The following is a 16,129-nucleotide window of genomic DNA, read 5'->3' as shown; positions in this document are numbered from 1 at the left end:
CTCGCGCGGCCTCGGTGAAACTCGACGGCTGCTCTTCCTCGCCCCAGGAGTCGACCATGCCGCTCTTCGCCATTCCTGCCGGAGACATCGACGCCGCTGGTCGCTCGATCGCGGCGGATCTGCCCGTCGCCTGGCTCGACGAGCAGCTCGGTGAATGTGACATGCGGGGCGTCGAGCCCGGGCACGTCTCGGGCCGGATCTCCCGCTCGGGCGCCGACGTTGTGGTGCGCGGCCGCGTCCACGCCGTCCTGCAGGCGCCATGCGCTCGTTGCCTCGAGCCCACGAAGATCGACATCGACACCGACATGTCCCTCCTCCTCAAGCCTGCGGCTCCTTCGGTGCTCGCGCAGAAGGCGGACGAGAAGCGGGCAGCGGCGCAAGCGAAGAAGGTCTCCGGGGGGGCCACGAAGGGCGAGACGAGCAAGCGGGCGCCGAGGGAGAAGGAGCCGCCGGAGTACGAGTTTTCCTCGGACGAGGCGGACGTCGACGTCTACGACGGCGAGACGGTCGTGCTCGACGGGTTCATCCGCGAGGCGATTCTGCTCGAGATCCCCATCTTCCCCTTGTGCTCCGAGGCGTGTCCGGGTATCCACCCCGCCTCCCCCGAGGCCGTCGAGGGTGGCGCTGCGCCGCCCGTCGACCCCAGGCTCGCGCCCCTCGGCGCTTTGCGCGCCGCGCTCTCGAAGGCGAGTGGCTCGCGCGGACCGACTGACGATCAAGGAGCCGCGTCCGGCAGCGCCGACGCGTCCCAGCAGAAGAAGACGAAGAAGGAGTAGCCCGTGGCCGTCCCGAAGAGGAAAACCACCCCGAGCAAGCGCGACATGCGGCGCGCGAACCACGACAAGGTCACCCCGGTGCAGGTCGTTGCTTGCCCGAACTGCGGCGAGGCGGCGCTCCCGCACCGCGCTTGCGGCGCGTGTGGTCACTACAAGGGCCGCAAGGCGAAGGCCGTCAAGGCCACGACCACCTGAGTCCTCCGCTGTCTCTGGCTTGCCCGCCTCGGAGCGTCGTGTGAACGCACTCCGAGGCGGGTTCGCGCCTTTGCCAGCGCATTTGTGCGTGGATCTCGGCGCTCCGTGATGAAGCTCGCGGAGGCATGCGGATAGGTCCATCGCTCGACCACGCGCCGCGTCGGCGCCCTGCTACCTTGTCATCATGAGCGCGCTCCCTACACCGAAGAGTCGCATCCTCGGGACTGGCCACTACGTCCCTGAGAAGGTCCTCGCCAACGTCGACCTCGAGAAGATCGTCGACACGTCCGACGCCTGGATCGCGGAGCGCACCGGCATCCGGCGTCGGCATATCGCGGCCGACAAAGAGAACACGAGCGACATGGCGGCGGCGGCGGCGCGCCGCGCCCTCGAGTCCGCGGGCCTCAACGCCGCCGACATCGACATGATCATCGTCGGGACGATCAGCGGCGACAGCCCGATGCCCGCGTGCGCCGTGCACGTTCAGCAAAAGCTCGGCGCCGACAACATCCCGGCTTTCGACGTGTCGGCCGCGTGCGCCGGCTTCATCTACGGCATGACGATCGCCGATCAGTTCATCGCGACGGGCGCTGCGCGGTGCGTCCTCGTGATCGGCGTCGAGCTGCTCTCCAGGCTGCTCGACTGGCAGGATCGGACGACGTGCGTGCTCTTCGGCGACGGCGCGGGCGCGGTGGTGCTCGGGCCTGCGGAGGGAGACGGCCGCGGCCTGCTCGCCACGCGGATCTTCACCGACGGCTCGCTCGCCCATGCGCTCACGATCCCGGGCGGCGGCACCGCCGAGCCGCTCACGGACGAGGGCCTCGCGAAGAAGCGCAACAAGGTCCACATGATGGGGCAGGAGATCTTCCGGACCGCCATCAAGAACCTGACGAGCGCGTCGACCGCGGTCCTCAAGGCCTCGGGGCTGACGAGCGCCGACCTCGACTGGGTCGTCGCTCATCAGGCGAACCTCCGCATCATCACGCAGGTCTCCGATCGGCTGAACTTCCCCATGGAGAAGTTCATCATCAACATCCAGGAGTACGGCAACACGTCGAGCGCCTCGATCCCCATCGCGCTCGACGAGGCCGTGCGCGACGGGCGCATCCAGAACGGGCACAACGTCCTCATGTGCGCCCTCGGCGCGGGGATCTCCTGGGGCGCCGCGCTCGTGCGGATGTGACGCTCCTCGGAGCGTCTCCGTCGATCGTTTGACCTCAAAACATTTTCTCTGCGCCCAGCACTCGGGAGTCCGCGTCGATGCAACGAAGCACGAAGGTCGCCTGGTTGTTCCCTGGTCAAGGCTCGCAGCTCGTCGGGATGGGCAAGGAGCTCGCCGCGACGTCGGAGGCGGCGCGCCGCGCATTCGAACGCGCGGACGCCGCGCTCGGCGAGCCGCTCTCCCGGCTCTGCTTCGAAGGGCCGATGGAGGAGCTCACGCTCACCGCGAACACGCAGCCCGCGATCGTGGCGGCGAGCGCGGCCATCGTGGCGGCGCTGCGCGAGCGGCATCCGGATCTCGCGCCGCCGGCCTTCGCTGCGGGGCACTCGCTCGGCGAGTACAGCGCGCTCTGCGCGGCGGGCGCGATCGAGCTCGAGGACGCCGTTCGTCTCTGCCGCCTGCGCGGCTCCGCGATGCAAGCCGCGGTGCCGCCGGGGGAGGGCGCGATGTCGGCGATCATGGGCCTCGACGCCGAGGCGGTCGCGGCGATCTGCGCGGAGGCGGCCGCGGGGGAGATCGTCTCGCCGGCGAACTACAACGCGCCGGGGCAGGTGGTGATTGCAGGTCAAAAGGATGCGGTCACGCGCGCCGGGGATCTCGTGGCGGCGCGCGGCGGCAAGGCCGTGCCGCTCAAGGTGAGCGCGCCTTTCCACTGCGCGCTCATGCGAAGCGCGCGCGAGGCGCTCGCCCCTGCGCTCGAGCGGGTCGTGATCCATCCGCTCGCCTTCCCGGTGATCGCCAACGTCGACGCGTCGCCCAACGCCGACGCAGGTAGGGTCGCCGAGCTCTTGTTGCGGCAGATCGACGGCGCGGTGCTCTGGTCCGCGTCGGTCGAGCGCATGGCGGCCGAGGGCGTGACGCACGCGCTCGAGCTCGGTCCTGGCAAGGTGCTCGCCGGGCTCGTGAAGCGAATCGCGAAATCCATCAAGGTGCTGAGCGTCTCGGATCCGGCGGGGATCGACGCGGCGGCTGCGTTCCTGGAGGCATGAGAGATGTTCGGGCTGAGCGGCAAGGTCGCGCTCGTGACGGGCGCTTCGCGGGGGATCGGTCGTGCGACGGCGGAGGCGCTGGCGGCGCAGGGCGCGCACGTCGTCGTCAACTACGTGCGCGGCGAGGAGGAGGCGCGTCGCGTCGTTTCGGCCATCGAAGAGCGCGGCGGCAAGGCCGAGGCGCTCGGCTTCGACGTGGCGGACATGCAGGGCACGGACGAGGCGATCGCGGCGCTGGCGAAGCGGCTCGGCCGGCTCGACATCCTCGTGGCGAACGCTGGCATCGCCGTCGACAACCTCGTCCTTCGCGTGAAGGAAGAGGAGATCGATCGCGTCTTCGCGGTCAACGTGAAGGGGGCGATCGGCTGCGCGCGTGCGGCGATCAAGCCCATGATGCGCGCCCGCGCGGGGCGCATCGTGCTCCTGTCGAGCATCGTCGGCGAGATGGGCAACGCCGGGCAGGCGGTCTACGCTGCGTCGAAGGCGGCCTTGCTCGGCCTCTCGAAGACGCTCGCGCGCGAGTACGCGTCGCGGAGCATCACGGTGAACGTGGTGGCGCCCGGCTTCATCGACACGGACATGACGTCGTCGCTCGGGGCCGAGGTGAAGGACGGCATGCTGAAGACGATTCCCCTCGGCCGCACGGGCAAGCCGGAAGAGGTCGCCGCTGCGGTGGTCTTCCTTTGCTCGGATGCCGCTTCTTACATCACGGGTGAGACCATCCGCGTAAACGGCGGCATGTACATGTAAAAAGCGTTTCGCACGCCACGAAGGTGGTGCAAAAGCTCGAACGATGGGTTAGGAGGGGACCGCTTTTTCCTGGAGGCAGCCATGGCGGAAGGTCGCGACATCTCGGCCGAGGTCAAGAAGATCATCAAGGAACAGCTCGACGTCGACGAGAAGGACATCAAGCCCGAGTCGACGTTCATCGACGACCTGGGCGCAGATTCGCTCGGCCTCGTGGAGCTCGTGCTCGCCTTCGAGGAGGCGTTCGAAATCGACATCCCGGACGAGGACACGGAGAAGATCCGCTCGGTCCAGGACGCGATCGACTACATCAACTCGCACGCGAAGAAGTAACGCCTACCGTAGCGCGCTGGAACGGACGCCAGCGCGCTAGCGAGGGTCTCGTCCGGTCCATCCTGGGCCAAGCGACTATGGAACGCGTCGTCATCACCGGCATCGGTCTCGTCACCCCGAACGGCATCGGCACCGCGGAGACGTGGCGCTCCGTGCTCGCGGCCGAGTCCGGGATCGGGCCCATCACCCTCTTCGATGCGTCGCAGTACACGACACGCATCGCAGGCGAGGTGAAGGGGTTCGTCGCGGAGAACTTCATCCCGAAGAAGAAGGTCCGGGAGATGGGCCGCTTCGCCCACCTCTCGGTCGCCGCTTCGGACCTCTGCATCAAGGACGCAGGGATCGAGTTCACCGACGAGGATCGCGAGACGTGCGGCACGTACATCGGCGTGGGCCTCGGCGGGCTCGAGAACCTCTACCAGTACGCGCAGACGCTGCTCGAGAAGGGGCCCTCGAAGGTCAGCCCGTACTTCATCCCGCAGGTCATCGCGAACCTCGCCGCGGGCCAGGTCGCGATGGCCTTCGACCTCAAGGGGCCGAGCTACTGCAACACGAGCGCGTGCGCGTCGAGTGGCCACTCGATCGGTGAAGCCTTCGAGTGGATCCGCCGCGGCCGCACGCACCTCATGCTCGCGGGCGGCACGGAGGCGACCATCACGGGCCTCGCGGCCGCAGGGTTCGGCGCGATGTTCGCCCTCTCGCGCCGCAACGACGAGCCCACGCGGGCGAGTCGCCCCTGGGACAAGGGCCGCGACGGCTTCGTCATGGGCGAGGGCGCGGCGACGCTGTTGCTCGAATCGCTCTCACATGCGAAGCGCCGCGGCGCGAAGATTTACGGCGAGGTCACGGGCTACGGCGCGACGTGCGACGCGTACCACCTGACGAGGCCCGCTCCCGAAGGCGAGGGCGCGCAACGCGCGATGAAACAAGCGCTCGTGGACGCGAAGCTCTCGCCGACGAACATCGACTACATCAACGCGCACGGCACCTCGACGCCAAACGGCGACATCGAGGAGGCCCGCGCCATCGTGAAAGTGTTCGGCGAGCACGCGACCGGGCACGGGCTCTGGGTGAGCTCCACGAAGTCCGTGACCGGGCACCTGCTCGGCGGCGCAGGCGCAGTCGAGGCAGCCCTCTCGGTGCTCGCGCTGCACGAAGGCAAGGTCCCTCCCACGGCAAACCTCGAGGAGCAGGATCCCGAGTGCGTGCTCGACTGCGTCCCGCTCGTCGCGCGGGAGCGCCGTCTCCGGAACGTCATGTCGAACTCGTTCGGGTTCGGGGGCACCAACGTTGCACTCGTGTTCTCCCGCTTCGAGGGCTAGTCGATGAGGTGCCCGTTCTGCGGGCATCTCGAGGACAAGGTCGTCGAGTCCCGCGCCCCCGGCTCGGGTGACGTCGTTCGGCGGCGCCGCGAGTGCGCCGCTTGCAGTCGTCGGTTCACGACATACGAGCGTGTCGAGGACGTCCTGCCGACCGTCGTGAAAAAAGACGGCCGGCGCGAACCCTTCGATCGAGCCAAGCTGATGCGTGGACTCCGGACCGCCTGCAACAAGCGGCCGGTCTCGGTGGACAGGCTGGAGGTCGTGGTGGACGCGATCGAGCGCGAGGTGCAGGAGTCGGAGAAGCGCGAGGTGACGAGCGCCGAGCTCGGCGAGCGCGTCATGAACCACCTCCGCGACCTCGACGAGGTCGCCTACGTCCGGTTCGCCAGCGTCTACCGCTCCTTCCGAGACGTGGACGAGTTCCTCCGCGAGCTTGGTAAGCTTGTGAAGGCGAAGGGCCCCTAGTAGATCCGGGCTGACCCATGACGACTGCCTCCGAATCCGATTTTGATCTCGCCACGATGCGCCTCGCGCTCGAGGAGGCGAGGAAGTCCCAGCCCTCGCCGAATCCGCCGGTCGGGGCCGTCGTCGTGAACGAAGCGGGTGAGGTGGTCGCAGCGGCCTACCACGTCCGCGCAGGGGAAGAGCACGCCGAGGTCGTCGCCCTGCGCCGCGCCGGTGACGCCGCGCGAAACGGCACGATCTTCGTCACACTCGAGCCCTGCAACCACCACGGACGCACGCCGCCCTGCGTGGACACCATCCTGCGCTCGGGCGTCCGCCGCGTGGTCATCGGTTGCCTCGATCCCAACCCGAACGTCGACGGCGGAGGCGCCGCGCGCCTCACCGAGGCAGGCCTGACTGTCGACGTGGGCGTCGCCGGCGCCGAGGCGCGCGCGCTCATCGCGCCATGGGCAAAGTTCATCACGACAGGCATGCCCTACGTGTCGCTCAAGCTCGCGCTCTCGCTCGACGGGCGCATCGCGACCCGGAGCGGCTCCTCGAAGTGGGTCACGGGCCCCGAGGCGCGAGCCAAGGTTCAGGAGCTCCGCGCGCAGCACGACGTGGTCGGCGTCGGCATCGGCACGGCCCTCGCCGACGACCCGCGCCTCACGGTGCGCACGCCCGGGCTCGCCGAGCAGGGTCGATGCCCGACCCGCGCCGTCTTCGACACCCACCTGCGCCTGCCGCTGCACAGCCGGCTCGTGCAAACAGCACGTGAGGTGCCGACCTGGGTGCTCACGGGCGAGGACGCGCCAGGCGCAAACGAGCAGGCGCTCGTCGACGCAGGTTGCGTGGTGCTCCGCGTGCCGAACTCGGCCGAGGGCCGGGTGGAGGTGTCGGCGGCGCTGCGCATCCTGGCAGCACAAGGCGTGGTCTCGATCCTCGTCGAGGGTGGCGCAGAGCTCGCGGGCAGCCTGCTCGCCGCACGCCTGGCCGACGAGCTCCACGCGTTCATCGCGCCCATCCTTCTCGGCCCGCGCGGCCGCCCCGGTGCCGTCGACTGGGCCGGCCCCGACACGCCAAGCGAGGCGCCGCGCATCGTCGATCCTCGCTGGGCCCTCTGCGGCCGCGACGCCTACGTCAGCGGTCCGCTCGCGTTCCCGCGCTGAGCGTCCGCTGGCGCCACGGGTGTGGTCTTGCCTCGTGCCCGCTGGACGAACTGCGCATCGCGCAGTTCATCCACCTTCGGTCCAGGCCGTGCCTGGTCCGGGTGCAGGGGCGGACAGCCCCTGCCGGGGCCTGGGGCAGCGCCCCAGCGCCACGCTTCAGCTTGCGGCGTGCTTCTGCATCTTGCGCTGGATGATGCGCTTCTTGAGCATGCCTACGCGGTCGATCATCAACACGCCGTCGAGGTGATCGTGCTCGTGCTGGATGGCCACGGCGAGCAGGCCGTCGGCGGCGAGTTCGAAGGTCTTGCCGTCGCGGCCTTGGGCGCGCACGCGGAGCGCTGTCGCGCGCTTGATGTCCTCGCTCACGCCCGGGAACGACAGGCAGCCTTCGGGGCCTACCTCTTCGCCTGTCTTCGACAGGATTTCCGGGTTGATGAAGACCATCAGGTTGCTTGGCTCGTCTTCGGCGGCGATGTCGATGATGAAGATCCGGTGTGCCTCGCCGATCTGCGTGGCTGCGAGGCCCACGCCCGGCGCTGCGTACATGGTCTCGGCCATGTCGTCGATGAGCCGCTCGATCTCGGGCGTGATGCGCTCGACGGGCTGGGCCTTCTGGCGGAGGCGGGGGTCGGGATAGTGCAGGATGGTGCGGATGGCCATGTTCGCTTCTTGGGTCTGCCTTCGGAACCCACGCTGCCGTGACGTCACGTCGGCAGGACAGCTTGCATCAGGATAGCTTAGTCGGACCTCTTCGTCCTGCCGAGCAACGTCGAGACGCGCTCGCCTGGGGCTGCTTTTACTTCGCGCGCCGGAAGATTGCCGGATCGACCGGCGTGCCCCGCGCTGCCAGGTCCTCCGCGATGGCCGGGATTGCGCCGGTCGCGTGCAGGCTTCCCTCGATCGCGCCGCCTGCGGCGGTCCGCTCGATGGTGAACGTGAAGATGTCTCGGGCCACGAGGGCGCCGGCTTCCACACGTAGGTCTGCGACGCGCATGAGGCGTGCTCGTCCGTCGCGGAGGCGGGCGACTTCCAGCGCCAGGTCGAAGGTGCTCGCCAGCGCCTCGCGGGCGGCTTCCACCGTCGTGCCTGGCCGGGCTGACACGAGGTCCGCTGTCAGCCGCGCGAGGGCGTGACGCAGCGTCGGCGCGCGTGCTGCTGCGAGCACGCTGCTCGCGCCTTCGCCGAGGGCGCCGATCAGCTCCGAGGCCGTGGCTCCGGCGAGCGCGCCGATCACGATCCGATCCGGGCGCATGCGCGCGGCGACACGCGTCGCGCCGGCTGCTGCGTCTGCGCTCGGGCCGAGCGGGATCAACAACACGTTCGCGTGTTGCACCGGGATCTCGTCGTCGTCTTGCAGCGAGACGACGCGCTCCTCCGGGCCGAAGCCTTGCGCGAGTGCTGCGACGAGCGAGCCGTGCCCCGAGCCCGTCGGCCCTGCCACCAGCACGTTCGCGCGGCACGCCGTTCCTTGCGACAGCAGCGTCGCCACGGCTCGCGAGAGCAGCCCCGCGCGCACGAGATCTTCCAGCGTGCTCGCCTCGATCCGCTGCGGCTTGCGCAGCACCACCACGAGACCCTTCGCGCCTGCCGCGGGCAGCGCGCCGAGCAGCCGCGAGCCGTCCGGCGCGCACAGATCCACCGCGCCGGGTGCGTCGAGCTCTGCGCCTGCGCGCTTCGCGAGTCGACGCAACACGCGCGCGCCGGCCTCCTCGCTCGTGAACGGCATCTCTCCTGTCGGCTGCTTGCGGCTCTTGCGGAACGCGACGAGGCGGCTGCTCCCTTGCGCGTGGATCTCCACCACGTCGTCGTCGGCGAGCAGCGGGCCGATCGCGCCGAGCTCGATGAGCTCGCGTCGCGCTTCTTGCACGAGCTGCTCCACGCCTACGCCTTCGGGCACGAGGCCCGCGACCTTCATCGCCGCGGCGCGCTCCTCGATCGCACCCGCGATCTTCGTCGTGAACGCCGCCTCGAGCGGCGCGCCTGCGGCGAGCGGGGCGAGGTCCAGGCTCTCGGCCACGCGCTCGACGAGGGTCGCGAGCGCTGCGCGGTGCTGCGTCGACGGACCTGGCGCGGGCTCCGAGTTCGTGCGGTTCACCGGGGACGGCGGCACGGCGGTCGGGCCGGGCGGGACCGCGTGCCTCGGCGGGAATGCTTGACCGAAGGCGGGCGGGAACGGGCTCTGCGGCGGCGCGGGGATGCTCGACGCTGCGGTGGGCCTGTGGCCTGCGCTGAGCGTCGGCGGACCGCCTGCGGTGTGCGCGTGGGGCGGCAGGGGTGAGAGGGCGGTCGGCGAGAGCATCGAGCCGCTCGGCTTCGTGCTCTGGGTCGGACGTGGTACGCGCGGCGGCGCGGGCACGGGGACGGGCGCTTCGTCGGGATCGTTCTCCAGCGGGAAGTGGCTCACCACGTCGGCTGCGTTTTCGCCGGTGAGCATGCCGTCGCGGGGTTTGGCCTGGGCGACCGAGGGCGGGCCGCCTGGGGACGAGAGGGGGCCGTCGAGCGCGCCGATGTCGGGGACGGCGTTGAACTCGCCGCTCGGCACGCGCCCGAGGGCCATCTGCGCGCCTGGGCCTGCCTCGACGCGCAGGACGAAGTCGCCGATGTAGATCTTGTCGCCTTCGCGGACGAGCGTCGGCTGCCCGATCTTGCGGCCGTTGACGTACGTGCCGTTCGTGCTCTTCAGGTCGGTGACGATGAAGCGGCCGTCGCGGAGGACGATACGCGCGTGCCGCTTCGACACGTTGCCCTTGGGCAACATGAGCTCGTTGCCTTGCACGCGGCCGATGTTGATCTCCGCGCGCTCGAAGGATTCACGGCGCTCGGCGCCGCCCTTCTCGCTGATGATGACCGAGAAAATCATTCCGCTCGGGCGGCCTTGCGGGATCGGCCCGGGCCACGCCCGGCAATACGAGCAAGCCCCGGCGAGCATGTCAACGAAGAGGGGACGATCGCGCGCGTGGGCTTTGGATCAGCGCGTCACGCGGGGCGGGGAGGGAGGCGGGATCGTGGCGGGATCGTTATTTTCGCGGCGGTCCTTCATGTCGCCCGCGACGAGGCTGAGGAGCTCGCCGGCGACCGACATCACGTCCTCTTCGGCGAGACCTCCCTGGCGCATTTCGCGGTAGATGGTCTTCGCCAGGATGCGCAGCGCCCGCGGATCGCGGGAGGCGTGTGCATAAGGGCGGGGCCGCTGCGCCGCGTCACGGATCACCTCGGGAGGGGCGCTCGTGAGCTCGGCTTTGGGGGTGGGGAACTCCATGTGGTGGCCCCTTGCGATGGTCGTGCCGAAGTCGGTCGCGCCGATTTTCGGTCATTTCCTCGTCATGATTTTTTCTGGAAGCGAACACCTCTACGCACGTGCGTCGCGCGGGGCGCGTTTTCATTTTCGCAGCGCGTGGAGGTGCGCGGTGGGGCTCGGCGTGAGGCGGCGCTCCGCTTGACGGTCGGACGAGCGGACGTCTACCTTGGCGCCGCTCGACCGGGGGCGCGTGCGCTGGAGACGCGCGAAAATCATGGGGATCGACGGCGATCGGCGAGCGAGCAGGTGAAGTGGAGGAGTTATGGCAGTAGGCAAAGTCAAGTGGTTCAACGACGAGAAGGGCTGGGGTTTCATCAAGCAGGACACGGGCCCTGACGTCTTCGTCCACTACTCGCAGATCCAGCAACCGGACGCCGGTCGGAAGCGCCTCTTCGAGGACGAGACGGTCGAGTTCGAGATCAAGGAAGGCCCCAAGGGCCTGCAGGCGATCAACGTGACGCGTATGGCCGCCGCGAGCTGAGCTGAGCGGATCGAGACGAGATCCCGGCGCCTCGGAGGGAGAACCCGTCCGCAGGCGCCGGGTTCGTTTTGTGCTCAGCCCTTCGGGATCGGCACCTCGCGGAACGTCTTCGTCGCGGGGTCGAGCTTGCGCGAGGTGATCGCCTCGATCGCCCCCGAGGTGTCGTTGATCTCGTACAGGTTGAAGCCCGCCATCCGCTCGTCGCTCTCGTGCAGCAGCGACGCGCTCGTCGCGCCGACCGCGTCGATGTGGCCTCGGGCCGTCGGCAACGTCCGGTGGATCCGGCGGTGCAGGTGGCCGTGCAGCAGCAGACCTCGCTCGACGCCGCGCAGGAGCTCCGCCTCCTCCTTTGCGTCGTAGAGCCCTTCGAGCAGCGTCTTCGCGAGCCGCGGCGGGTTGTGCCACGGGTGGTGCTGCAGCAGGATCGGCGTACGCGCGCGCACCTCGGGGTGGGAGAGCGCGCGCGAGAGCGCGTCGAGCTGCTTGGGCCGCAGCGCGCCGGCGGCGACGAGCGGGGGCCTCGGCACGGCGGTCGACAGGCCGATCAGCGCCACCGGGCCGCGCAGGCGGACGAAGGGGAAGGGGCCCGGGATCTCGGGCAGATCACTCTTCAGGTAGGGCTCGAAGTAGCGGAGGAAGCGCTTCGATCGGAAGGCGCCGCGCGTGTAGGTGTCGTGGTTGCCCGGGACCATGCTGATCTGGTCCGGCGAGAAGCCGAGGCCCTCTTCGACGAGCTTCTTCACGAGCTCGAACTCGACCTCCAGCGCGAGGTTCGTGACGTCGCCCGTGATGACCACGTGGTCCACGCCGAGCTTCCGGATCTCCGCGGCCGCGGCCTCCACGGCGAAGGGCTTGTGGATCGACTTGCGGTGGAAGCGCAGGTTCACGTAACCCGTGAGGCGCTTGTTGAAGAGGCGCATCGGCACCGCGCCCTCGAGCGAGAGCAGGTGCAGATCCGAGAGGTGGGCGATCTTCACGCGCCCACTATGCATCCCGCGCGCACCGAAAGCCACGCCACGGCCGCCGCATGGAAGGCAAGTCGTGCTGCCGCGACGCCGCCCGCAAAAACGGCCGCCCGTGCACGTAACCGCCGCCTCGCAGGACCCGCTCCTCACCTTGCGTCGGGCCCCGCGGGTTCATCACGCTGCCCTCCTGGTACCGAGGCGCGTAGTAGTCCGCCACCCACTCCTCCACGTTGCCCGCCATGTCGGCGAAGCCGTCCGGGGTCCGGCCGTCCGGGAACGAGCTCACGGGCGCGAGCTCGAGGAAGCCGTCGGTGGGATCGAGCTCGTCCCAGGAGAGCTTGCCGTGGTTCACGATCGAGCCGTTCCAGAGGTTGCCCCACGGATACCGCCGGCCCCGCGTGCCTCGCGCTGCCCGCTCCCATTCCGCCTCGGTCGGCAGCCGCCCGCCCGTCCACGCGCAGAAGGCCGCCGCGTCGTTCCACGTCACCATCACCACCGGCAGCTCCGGCCGATCGAAGCGCGCCGCGCCCGAGGCGTACGGCGGCTCCAGGCAATGGCCCGCGGCCACGCAGCGGCGATAACGCGCGACCGTCACCTCGGTCCGATCGATCCACACGTCCGAGAGGTACACCTCGTGCGGCGGGTACTCGTCGGCGAAGACCTGCTCGGGGCACTCGCGGCCCATGGGCTCGAGGGCGCAGAGGCTCTGCGCGTGGGCGACCTCCGAGGGCGACGAGCCCATGGTGAACGTGCCCTCGCGGAGCAGGAGCGCCTCGGGCGCCGGGATCTGCAGCGTGACGATGCCGCCTCTCGTGTTCACCTCCGCCGCGGGGGCGGCGGGCGCCTCCGGCCGAGGCGGAGCCCCTCGGGCCCCGGCGGAAGGGGCGAGCACGAGGAGCGCGAGGGCAACCACCGTCGCGGGGCGCATCAAAAGGAGGCGTAGCACTGGAACGGCCGAGGGGCCGCGGGACAATCAGGGCGCGAGCTTGGCCAGCACGAGCTCCGCCGGGCCGCCCCAGAGCGGGCCCAGCCCGAAATCCACCATACCACCGACCTGCGCGGCGACGAAGATCCGCCCGGCGGCGTCGGTGGAGACCGCGGTCATCGTCTGATCGTCCTTGTCGCCGTACCCCAAGGCCGAGAGGACGTTCCCGGACGTATCGAATCGCGCGAGGAACGCGTTCGACGAGGACGCTCCTCCCGGCGCGTCGAGCTGGATCGCGCCGAATTTCGCGTCCTTCACGTATCCGCCCGCGACGACGAAGCGCCCTCCGGCGCCGATCGCCACGCCGCCCGCGCTGTCGGCCTTCGAGCCGCCCATGATGCGGCTCTTCAGGTGGCCGCCGTTCGGGGAGAGCTCGAGCAGGAAGACGTCGAGGTTCTGCGCCGTGAGGGGTCCTCCGCCGAAATCCACGTTGCCCCGCACGATCCCGCTCACGACCGCGTTTCCCATGGCGTTGACGCGGACCGCGTAGCCGCGTTGTGGATCGTTGTCGCCGTATCGATTCGCGTAAACGACGCCCCCCGCGGGATCGAGGCGCGCGACGAACAGGTCGAACCCGCCCGCGCTCGTGAGCGTGGTCCCGCCGAACTCCATCTCGCCGCGGAAATCGCCGGTGATCACCGGGCTCCCGCTCGTGTCGACCGCGATGGCGCGGCCGTTTTGGTCCTCGCCGTCCCCGTATCGCTGGGCGCGGATCGTGTTGCCGCTGCCGTCGAGCGTCAGCACGAACATGTCGAAGCTGCCGGCGCTCTCCATCGTGCCCGTGCCGAAATCGACGCCGCCCGAGAAGCTCCCGATCACCAGGATCTCGCCCGTCTTCGAGACGGCGACGCCGCGGGCGACCTGGTCCTCGCTGTTGCCGTAGCGCCGGCTCCAGAGGTGCTCGCCGTCCTCGCCGTCGTATTTCGCGACGAAGATGTCGAAGCCGCCCTCGCTCTGGAGCGAGTTTCCGCCGCCGACGCTCATTTGCCCGAGGAACTCGCCGACCACGATCACGTTGCCCTGGGGGTCTTCGGCGACGCTCCAGGCGGCCTGGTCCTCGGCGCCGCCGAGCCTGCGGCTCCAGAGGTGCTCGCCCGATGCGCCGTCGAGCTTCGCGATGAACGCGTCGTAGCCGCCCGAGCTCTGCAGCGTGTTTCCCCCGAAGCTCAGGCTGCCCGGGAAACGGCCGACCACGATCGGATGCCCGCCGCTGCCCGCGACGAGCCCGAGGCCCTCGCCTGCGCCGAAGCGCCGGCTCCAGAGGTTGTCGCTCCCGCACGTCGGGGTCGCGCCGTCACAATCCTCGTCCTCGCTCGTGGCGCAGTCCTCGGGCGAGGGCACGACCGCGCCCTCGCACGGCCCGAAGCCCGTCCCCTCGGCGTTACACGTACGCGTCCCGCCCTTGCAAACCCCGACGCCCTCCGTGCCGGCGGGCCCGCCATAACAAACCTCCGTCGCGAGTGGCACACACGCAGCCGCGCCGCCGCCGCTGCCGCCGTCGCTGCTGACGCCTCCGCTCCCGCTCGCGCCGCCGCCTTCGCTTCCGCTAGCGCTGCCGCCTCCGCCGCCGGCCCCGAGCGTGGTTTCGGTGATCGATTCCTCCTCCCCGCAGCCGTACGCCGCGAGCACGCCGAAGAGGAGCGAGATGGCAGCAAGACGAGAGGTGCTCATGAAAGATCACGATAGATCGAATGAATGGCGCAATGGAATCGAGAACGATGAGGCCCGGCGGAAAGCAATAAACCGTCTCGCTGGTGCCGTACGGGCAGCAAAAGGGTGACGAGGGCGGAAGCGCGCGGTAACCTCCCCGTCATGCACGCGTCACGCCGCGCCTTCGCCTCGCTCCTGTCCGTCCTTCTGCTCGCGCTCGTGGGCCTCTCGTGCAGCAAGCCGCCTGCGGGCGGGCGCGCGCTCCGGCTCGCGACGACGACGAGCCTGAAGGACGCGGGCCTGCTCGACGAGCTCTTGCCTGCGTTCGAGGCGAAGACGGGTTATCGCGTCGAGGCTCGGGCGCTCGGTTCGGGCAAGGCGCTCCGGGCGCTCCGGGACGGCGAGGCGGACGTGGCGATCACGCACGCGCCGGCCCTGGAGGAGGCGGCGGTGGCGGCGGGCGAGGTCGGTCGCCGGAGCCCGTTCATGCACAACGAATTCGTCCTCGTGGGTCCTCTGGATCAGGTCGGCGTCGTGGCGGGCGCGGGCGACATCGTGGAGGCGATGCGCCGCATCGTGTCCTCGGGCCGCTCGTTCGTGTCGCGGGGGGACGACTCCGGGACGAACCAGCACGAAATGGCGTTATGGAAGGCCGCGGGGATCGCCACGAATGGCGCATTCCTCGTGCGTGCGAACGCGGGGATGGGCGAGACGCTGGAGCGCGCGTCGGACGAGGGGGCCTTCACGCTGAGCGACCGGGCGACGTTCCGGGCGAAGCAGGGGGATCTGAAGCTCGTGATCGTGTACCAGGGGGATCCCGCATTGCGGAACACGTACGCGGTGATCGAGCCGAAGGCGGGCGCGGCGGCGAACGCGGAGGGGGCGCGCGCGTTTGCAGAGTTTCTCCGGTCGGAGGAGGGGCGGGCGAGGATCGGGGCGTTTGGCGTGAAGGCGACGGGGGAGCCGCTGTTCACGCCGGGGGCGAGGTAGCTCATTCGTCGACGGGGGATTCTAGCGGAGACCCATTCTCGTCAGGTGCCGACGCTGCTCCTCCGTGAGATCGGCGTCGAACTGTTCGAGGTATTCGACAAATGTATTGCCATGTTCGGCAGCATGTATGAACAACAGTCCCTTGGCGGCGACCTCGAGCGCCGCACGTTCGGGCGAACCTTCATCATATTTCTCTGCAATGCGCTCCAGCGTCTTCAGTGTCTCGTCGGGCAAAAAGTTCGGATGACCACTGCTCATTGTCGTTCCTCCCACCAGCATGGGGCCAAGGTCATGCGCCCAGGCCCTTCAGTGAGCGCAGCCACGCCTCGTCACCCCCGCGGCGGTGAGCGGGCCCGCGATCTTCCTGCGGATCATTGTCCATCAGGAGGAAGGAACGGAGCAAGGGAGGACCTCGCCGCGCTGGGAACGAGCTCGAAACGTTCCCTTCCACCTCCTCCTTCGAAGAGGAAGCCGCTGGCGACCTTCCCTCCCTTCCCCTCGTTTCACTATGACGCAGCGGGGAACGTTCCCCGCTCCCTTCTAGCTTCACTATGACGCGCCGC

18 protein-coding genes are annotated in these 16,129 nt (G+C 69.5%); 11 read left to right on the top strand and 7 right to left on the bottom strand.

Going from position 1 to position 16,129, the window contains the following annotated elements; all coding sequences use genetic code 11:
* The first annotated feature begins 56 nt into the window (after positions 1-56).
* The 9 genes from GF068_RS03150 to ribD all read left to right on the top strand — a co-directional run bounded on the left by GF068_RS03150 (position 57) and on the right by ribD (position 7,197).
* Positions 57-776: a YceD family protein gene (locus GF068_RS03150; protein ID WP_153817781.1), complete on the top strand. Its 720-nt coding sequence runs from the start codon at positions 57-59 to the stop codon at positions 774-776.
* A 3-nt stretch (positions 777-779) separates the two neighbouring features.
* Positions 780-971 carry a 50S ribosomal protein L32 gene (rpmF, locus tag GF068_RS03145; RefSeq protein WP_338046189.1) on the top strand — a complete coding sequence of 64 codons (192 nt, stop codon included), beginning with the start codon at positions 780-782 and terminating at the stop codon, positions 969-971.
* A 184-nt stretch (positions 972-1,155) separates the two neighbouring features.
* Positions 1,156-2,154, top strand: coding sequence for a beta-ketoacyl-ACP synthase III (locus tag GF068_RS03140; protein WP_153817780.1), 999 nt, complete (start codon positions 1,156-1,158; stop codon positions 2,152-2,154).
* Between the two features lie 77 nt (positions 2,155-2,231).
* On the top strand, positions 2,232-3,182 hold the full coding sequence (gene fabD / locus GF068_RS03135) for an ACP S-malonyltransferase (RefSeq protein ID WP_153817779.1): 951 nt from the start codon (positions 2,232-2,234) through the stop codon (positions 3,180-3,182).
* 3 nt (positions 3,183-3,185) lie between these two features.
* Positions 3,186-3,932 carry a 3-oxoacyl-[acyl-carrier-protein] reductase gene (gene fabG, locus GF068_RS03130; RefSeq protein WP_153817778.1) on the top strand — a complete coding sequence of 249 codons (747 nt, stop codon included), beginning with the start codon at positions 3,186-3,188 and terminating at the stop codon, positions 3,930-3,932.
* A gap of 81 nt (positions 3,933-4,013) precedes the next feature.
* Complete coding sequence (gene acpP / locus GF068_RS03125; RefSeq protein WP_153817777.1) at positions 4,014-4,262, top strand: acyl carrier protein; 249 nt, start codon at positions 4,014-4,016, stop codon at positions 4,260-4,262.
* A 77-nt stretch (positions 4,263-4,339) separates the two neighbouring features.
* Positions 4,340-5,584 (top strand): beta-ketoacyl-ACP synthase II, encoded by a 1,245-nt coding sequence (gene fabF / locus GF068_RS03120; protein ID WP_153817776.1) that lies wholly within the window; start codon positions 4,340-4,342, stop codon positions 5,582-5,584.
* A 3-nt stretch (positions 5,585-5,587) separates the two neighbouring features.
* A complete protein-coding gene (gene nrdR / locus GF068_RS03115) occupies positions 5,588-6,049 on the top strand; it encodes a transcriptional regulator NrdR (RefSeq protein WP_153817775.1) in 462 nt (153 codons plus the stop codon).
* A gap of 17 nt (positions 6,050-6,066) precedes the next feature.
* On the top strand, positions 6,067-7,197 hold the full coding sequence (gene ribD / locus GF068_RS03110) for a bifunctional diaminohydroxyphosphoribosylaminopyrimidine deaminase/5-amino-6-(5-phosphoribosylamino)uracil reductase RibD (RefSeq protein WP_153817774.1): 1,131 nt from the start codon (positions 6,067-6,069) through the stop codon (positions 7,195-7,197).
* Positions 7,198-7,353: 156 nt separating this feature from the next.
* Here ribD and def read toward each other — a convergent pair whose 3' ends face one another.
* The 3 genes from def to GF068_RS03095 all read right to left on the bottom strand — a co-directional run bounded on the left by def (position 7,354) and on the right by GF068_RS03095 (position 10,456).
* Positions 7,354-7,857, bottom strand: a complete 504-nt coding sequence (def, locus tag GF068_RS03105) for a peptide deformylase (protein ID WP_153817773.1) — start codon at positions 7,855-7,857, stop codon at positions 7,354-7,356.
* A gap of 136 nt (positions 7,858-7,993) precedes the next feature.
* Positions 7,994-10,126 (bottom strand): ATPase, T2SS/T4P/T4SS family, encoded by a 2,133-nt coding sequence (locus GF068_RS03100; RefSeq protein WP_153817772.1) that lies wholly within the window; start codon positions 10,124-10,126, stop codon positions 7,994-7,996.
* A 39-nt stretch (positions 10,127-10,165) separates the two neighbouring features.
* On the bottom strand, positions 10,166-10,456 hold the full coding sequence (locus GF068_RS03095) for a hypothetical protein (protein ID WP_153817771.1): 291 nt from the start codon (positions 10,454-10,456) through the stop codon (positions 10,166-10,168).
* A gap of 301 nt (positions 10,457-10,757) precedes the next feature.
* On the opposite strand from GF068_RS03095, the gene GF068_RS03090 reads away from it, so the two are divergent.
* Positions 10,758-10,976, top strand: coding sequence for a cold-shock protein (locus tag GF068_RS03090; protein WP_153817770.1), 219 nt, complete (start codon positions 10,758-10,760; stop codon positions 10,974-10,976).
* Positions 10,977-11,050: 74 nt separating this feature from the next.
* Here GF068_RS03090 and GF068_RS03085 read toward each other — a convergent pair whose 3' ends face one another.
* The 3 genes from GF068_RS03085 to GF068_RS03075 are packed head-to-tail and all read right to left on the bottom strand — an operon-like array spanning position 11,051 to position 14,597.
* On the bottom strand, positions 11,051-11,953 hold the full coding sequence (locus GF068_RS03085; protein WP_338046188.1) for a metallophosphoesterase family protein: 903 nt from the start codon (positions 11,951-11,953) through the stop codon (positions 11,051-11,053).
* A gap of 7 nt (positions 11,954-11,960) precedes the next feature.
* Entirely contained in the window at positions 11,961-12,869 is a 909-nt protein-coding gene (locus tag GF068_RS03080) for a formylglycine-generating enzyme family protein (RefSeq protein ID WP_153817768.1), read from the bottom strand.
* Between the two features lie 45 nt (positions 12,870-12,914).
* On the bottom strand, positions 12,915-14,597 hold the full coding sequence (locus tag GF068_RS03075; RefSeq protein WP_153817767.1) for a PQQ-binding-like beta-propeller repeat protein: 1,683 nt from the start codon (positions 14,595-14,597) through the stop codon (positions 12,915-12,917).
* 141 nt (positions 14,598-14,738) lie between these two features.
* Here GF068_RS03075 and GF068_RS03070 point away from each other — a divergent pair, with 141 nt between their 5' ends.
* Positions 14,739-15,566, top strand: coding sequence for an ABC transporter substrate-binding protein (locus tag GF068_RS03070; protein ID WP_153817766.1), 828 nt, complete (start codon positions 14,739-14,741; stop codon positions 15,564-15,566).
* 21 nt (positions 15,567-15,587) lie between these two features.
* Here GF068_RS03070 and GF068_RS03065 read toward each other — a convergent pair whose 3' ends face one another.
* On the bottom strand, positions 15,588-15,824 hold the full coding sequence (locus GF068_RS03065) for a hypothetical protein (protein WP_153817765.1): 237 nt from the start codon (positions 15,822-15,824) through the stop codon (positions 15,588-15,590).
* Positions 15,825-16,129: the final 305 nt, after the last annotated feature.

This window comes from Polyangium spumosum (assembly GCF_009649845.1).
GTDB lineage: Bacteria > Myxococcota_A > Polyangia > Polyangiales > Polyangiaceae > Polyangium > Polyangium spumosum.
This window is presented reverse-complemented; position numbering and strand designations above follow the sequence as displayed.

Bases quoted from the DNA above. Each gene is read 5' to 3' on its own strand.
- GF068_RS03150 (WP_153817781.1), top strand. From the start codon at position 57: ATGCCGCTCTTCGCCATTCCTGCCGGAGACATCGACGCCGCTGGTCGC.
- GF068_RS03140 (WP_153817780.1), top strand. From the start codon at position 1,156: ATGAGCGCGCTCCCTACACCGAAGAGTCGCATCCTCGGGACTGGCCAC.
- fabD (WP_153817779.1), top strand. From the start codon at position 2,232: ATGCAACGAAGCACGAAGGTCGCCTGGTTGTTCCCTGGTCAAGGCTCG.
- fabG (WP_153817778.1), top strand. From the start codon at position 3,186: ATGTTCGGGCTGAGCGGCAAGGTCGCGCTCGTGACGGGCGCTTCGCGG.
- acpP (WP_153817777.1), top strand. From the start codon at position 4,014: ATGGCGGAAGGTCGCGACATCTCGGCCGAGGTCAAGAAGATCATCAAG.
- fabF (WP_153817776.1), top strand. From the start codon at position 4,340: ATGGAACGCGTCGTCATCACCGGCATCGGTCTCGTCACCCCGAACGGC.
- nrdR (WP_153817775.1), top strand. From the start codon at position 5,588: ATGAGGTGCCCGTTCTGCGGGCATCTCGAGGACAAGGTCGTCGAGTCC.
- ribD (WP_153817774.1), top strand. From the start codon at position 6,067: ATGACGACTGCCTCCGAATCCGATTTTGATCTCGCCACGATGCGCCTC.
- def (WP_153817773.1), bottom strand. From the start codon at position 7,857: ATGGCCATCCGCACCATCCTGCACTATCCCGACCCCCGCCTCCGCCAG.
- GF068_RS03100 (WP_153817772.1), bottom strand. From the start codon at position 10,126: ATGCTCGCCGGGGCTTGCTCGTATTGCCGGGCGTGGCCCGGGCCGATC.
- GF068_RS03095 (WP_153817771.1), bottom strand. From the start codon at position 10,456: ATGGAGTTCCCCACCCCCAAAGCCGAGCTCACGAGCGCCCCTCCCGAG.
- GF068_RS03090 (WP_153817770.1), top strand. From the start codon at position 10,758: ATGGCAGTAGGCAAAGTCAAGTGGTTCAACGACGAGAAGGGCTGGGGT.
- GF068_RS03080 (WP_153817768.1), bottom strand. From the start codon at position 12,869: ATGCGCCCCGCGACGGTGGTTGCCCTCGCGCTCCTCGTGCTCGCCCCT.
- GF068_RS03075 (WP_153817767.1), bottom strand. From the start codon at position 14,597: ATGAGCACCTCTCGTCTTGCTGCCATCTCGCTCCTCTTCGGCGTGCTC.
- GF068_RS03070 (WP_153817766.1), top strand. From the start codon at position 14,739: ATGCACGCGTCACGCCGCGCCTTCGCCTCGCTCCTGTCCGTCCTTCTG.
- GF068_RS03065 (WP_153817765.1), bottom strand. From the start codon at position 15,824: ATGAGCAGTGGTCATCCGAACTTTTTGCCCGACGAGACACTGAAGACG.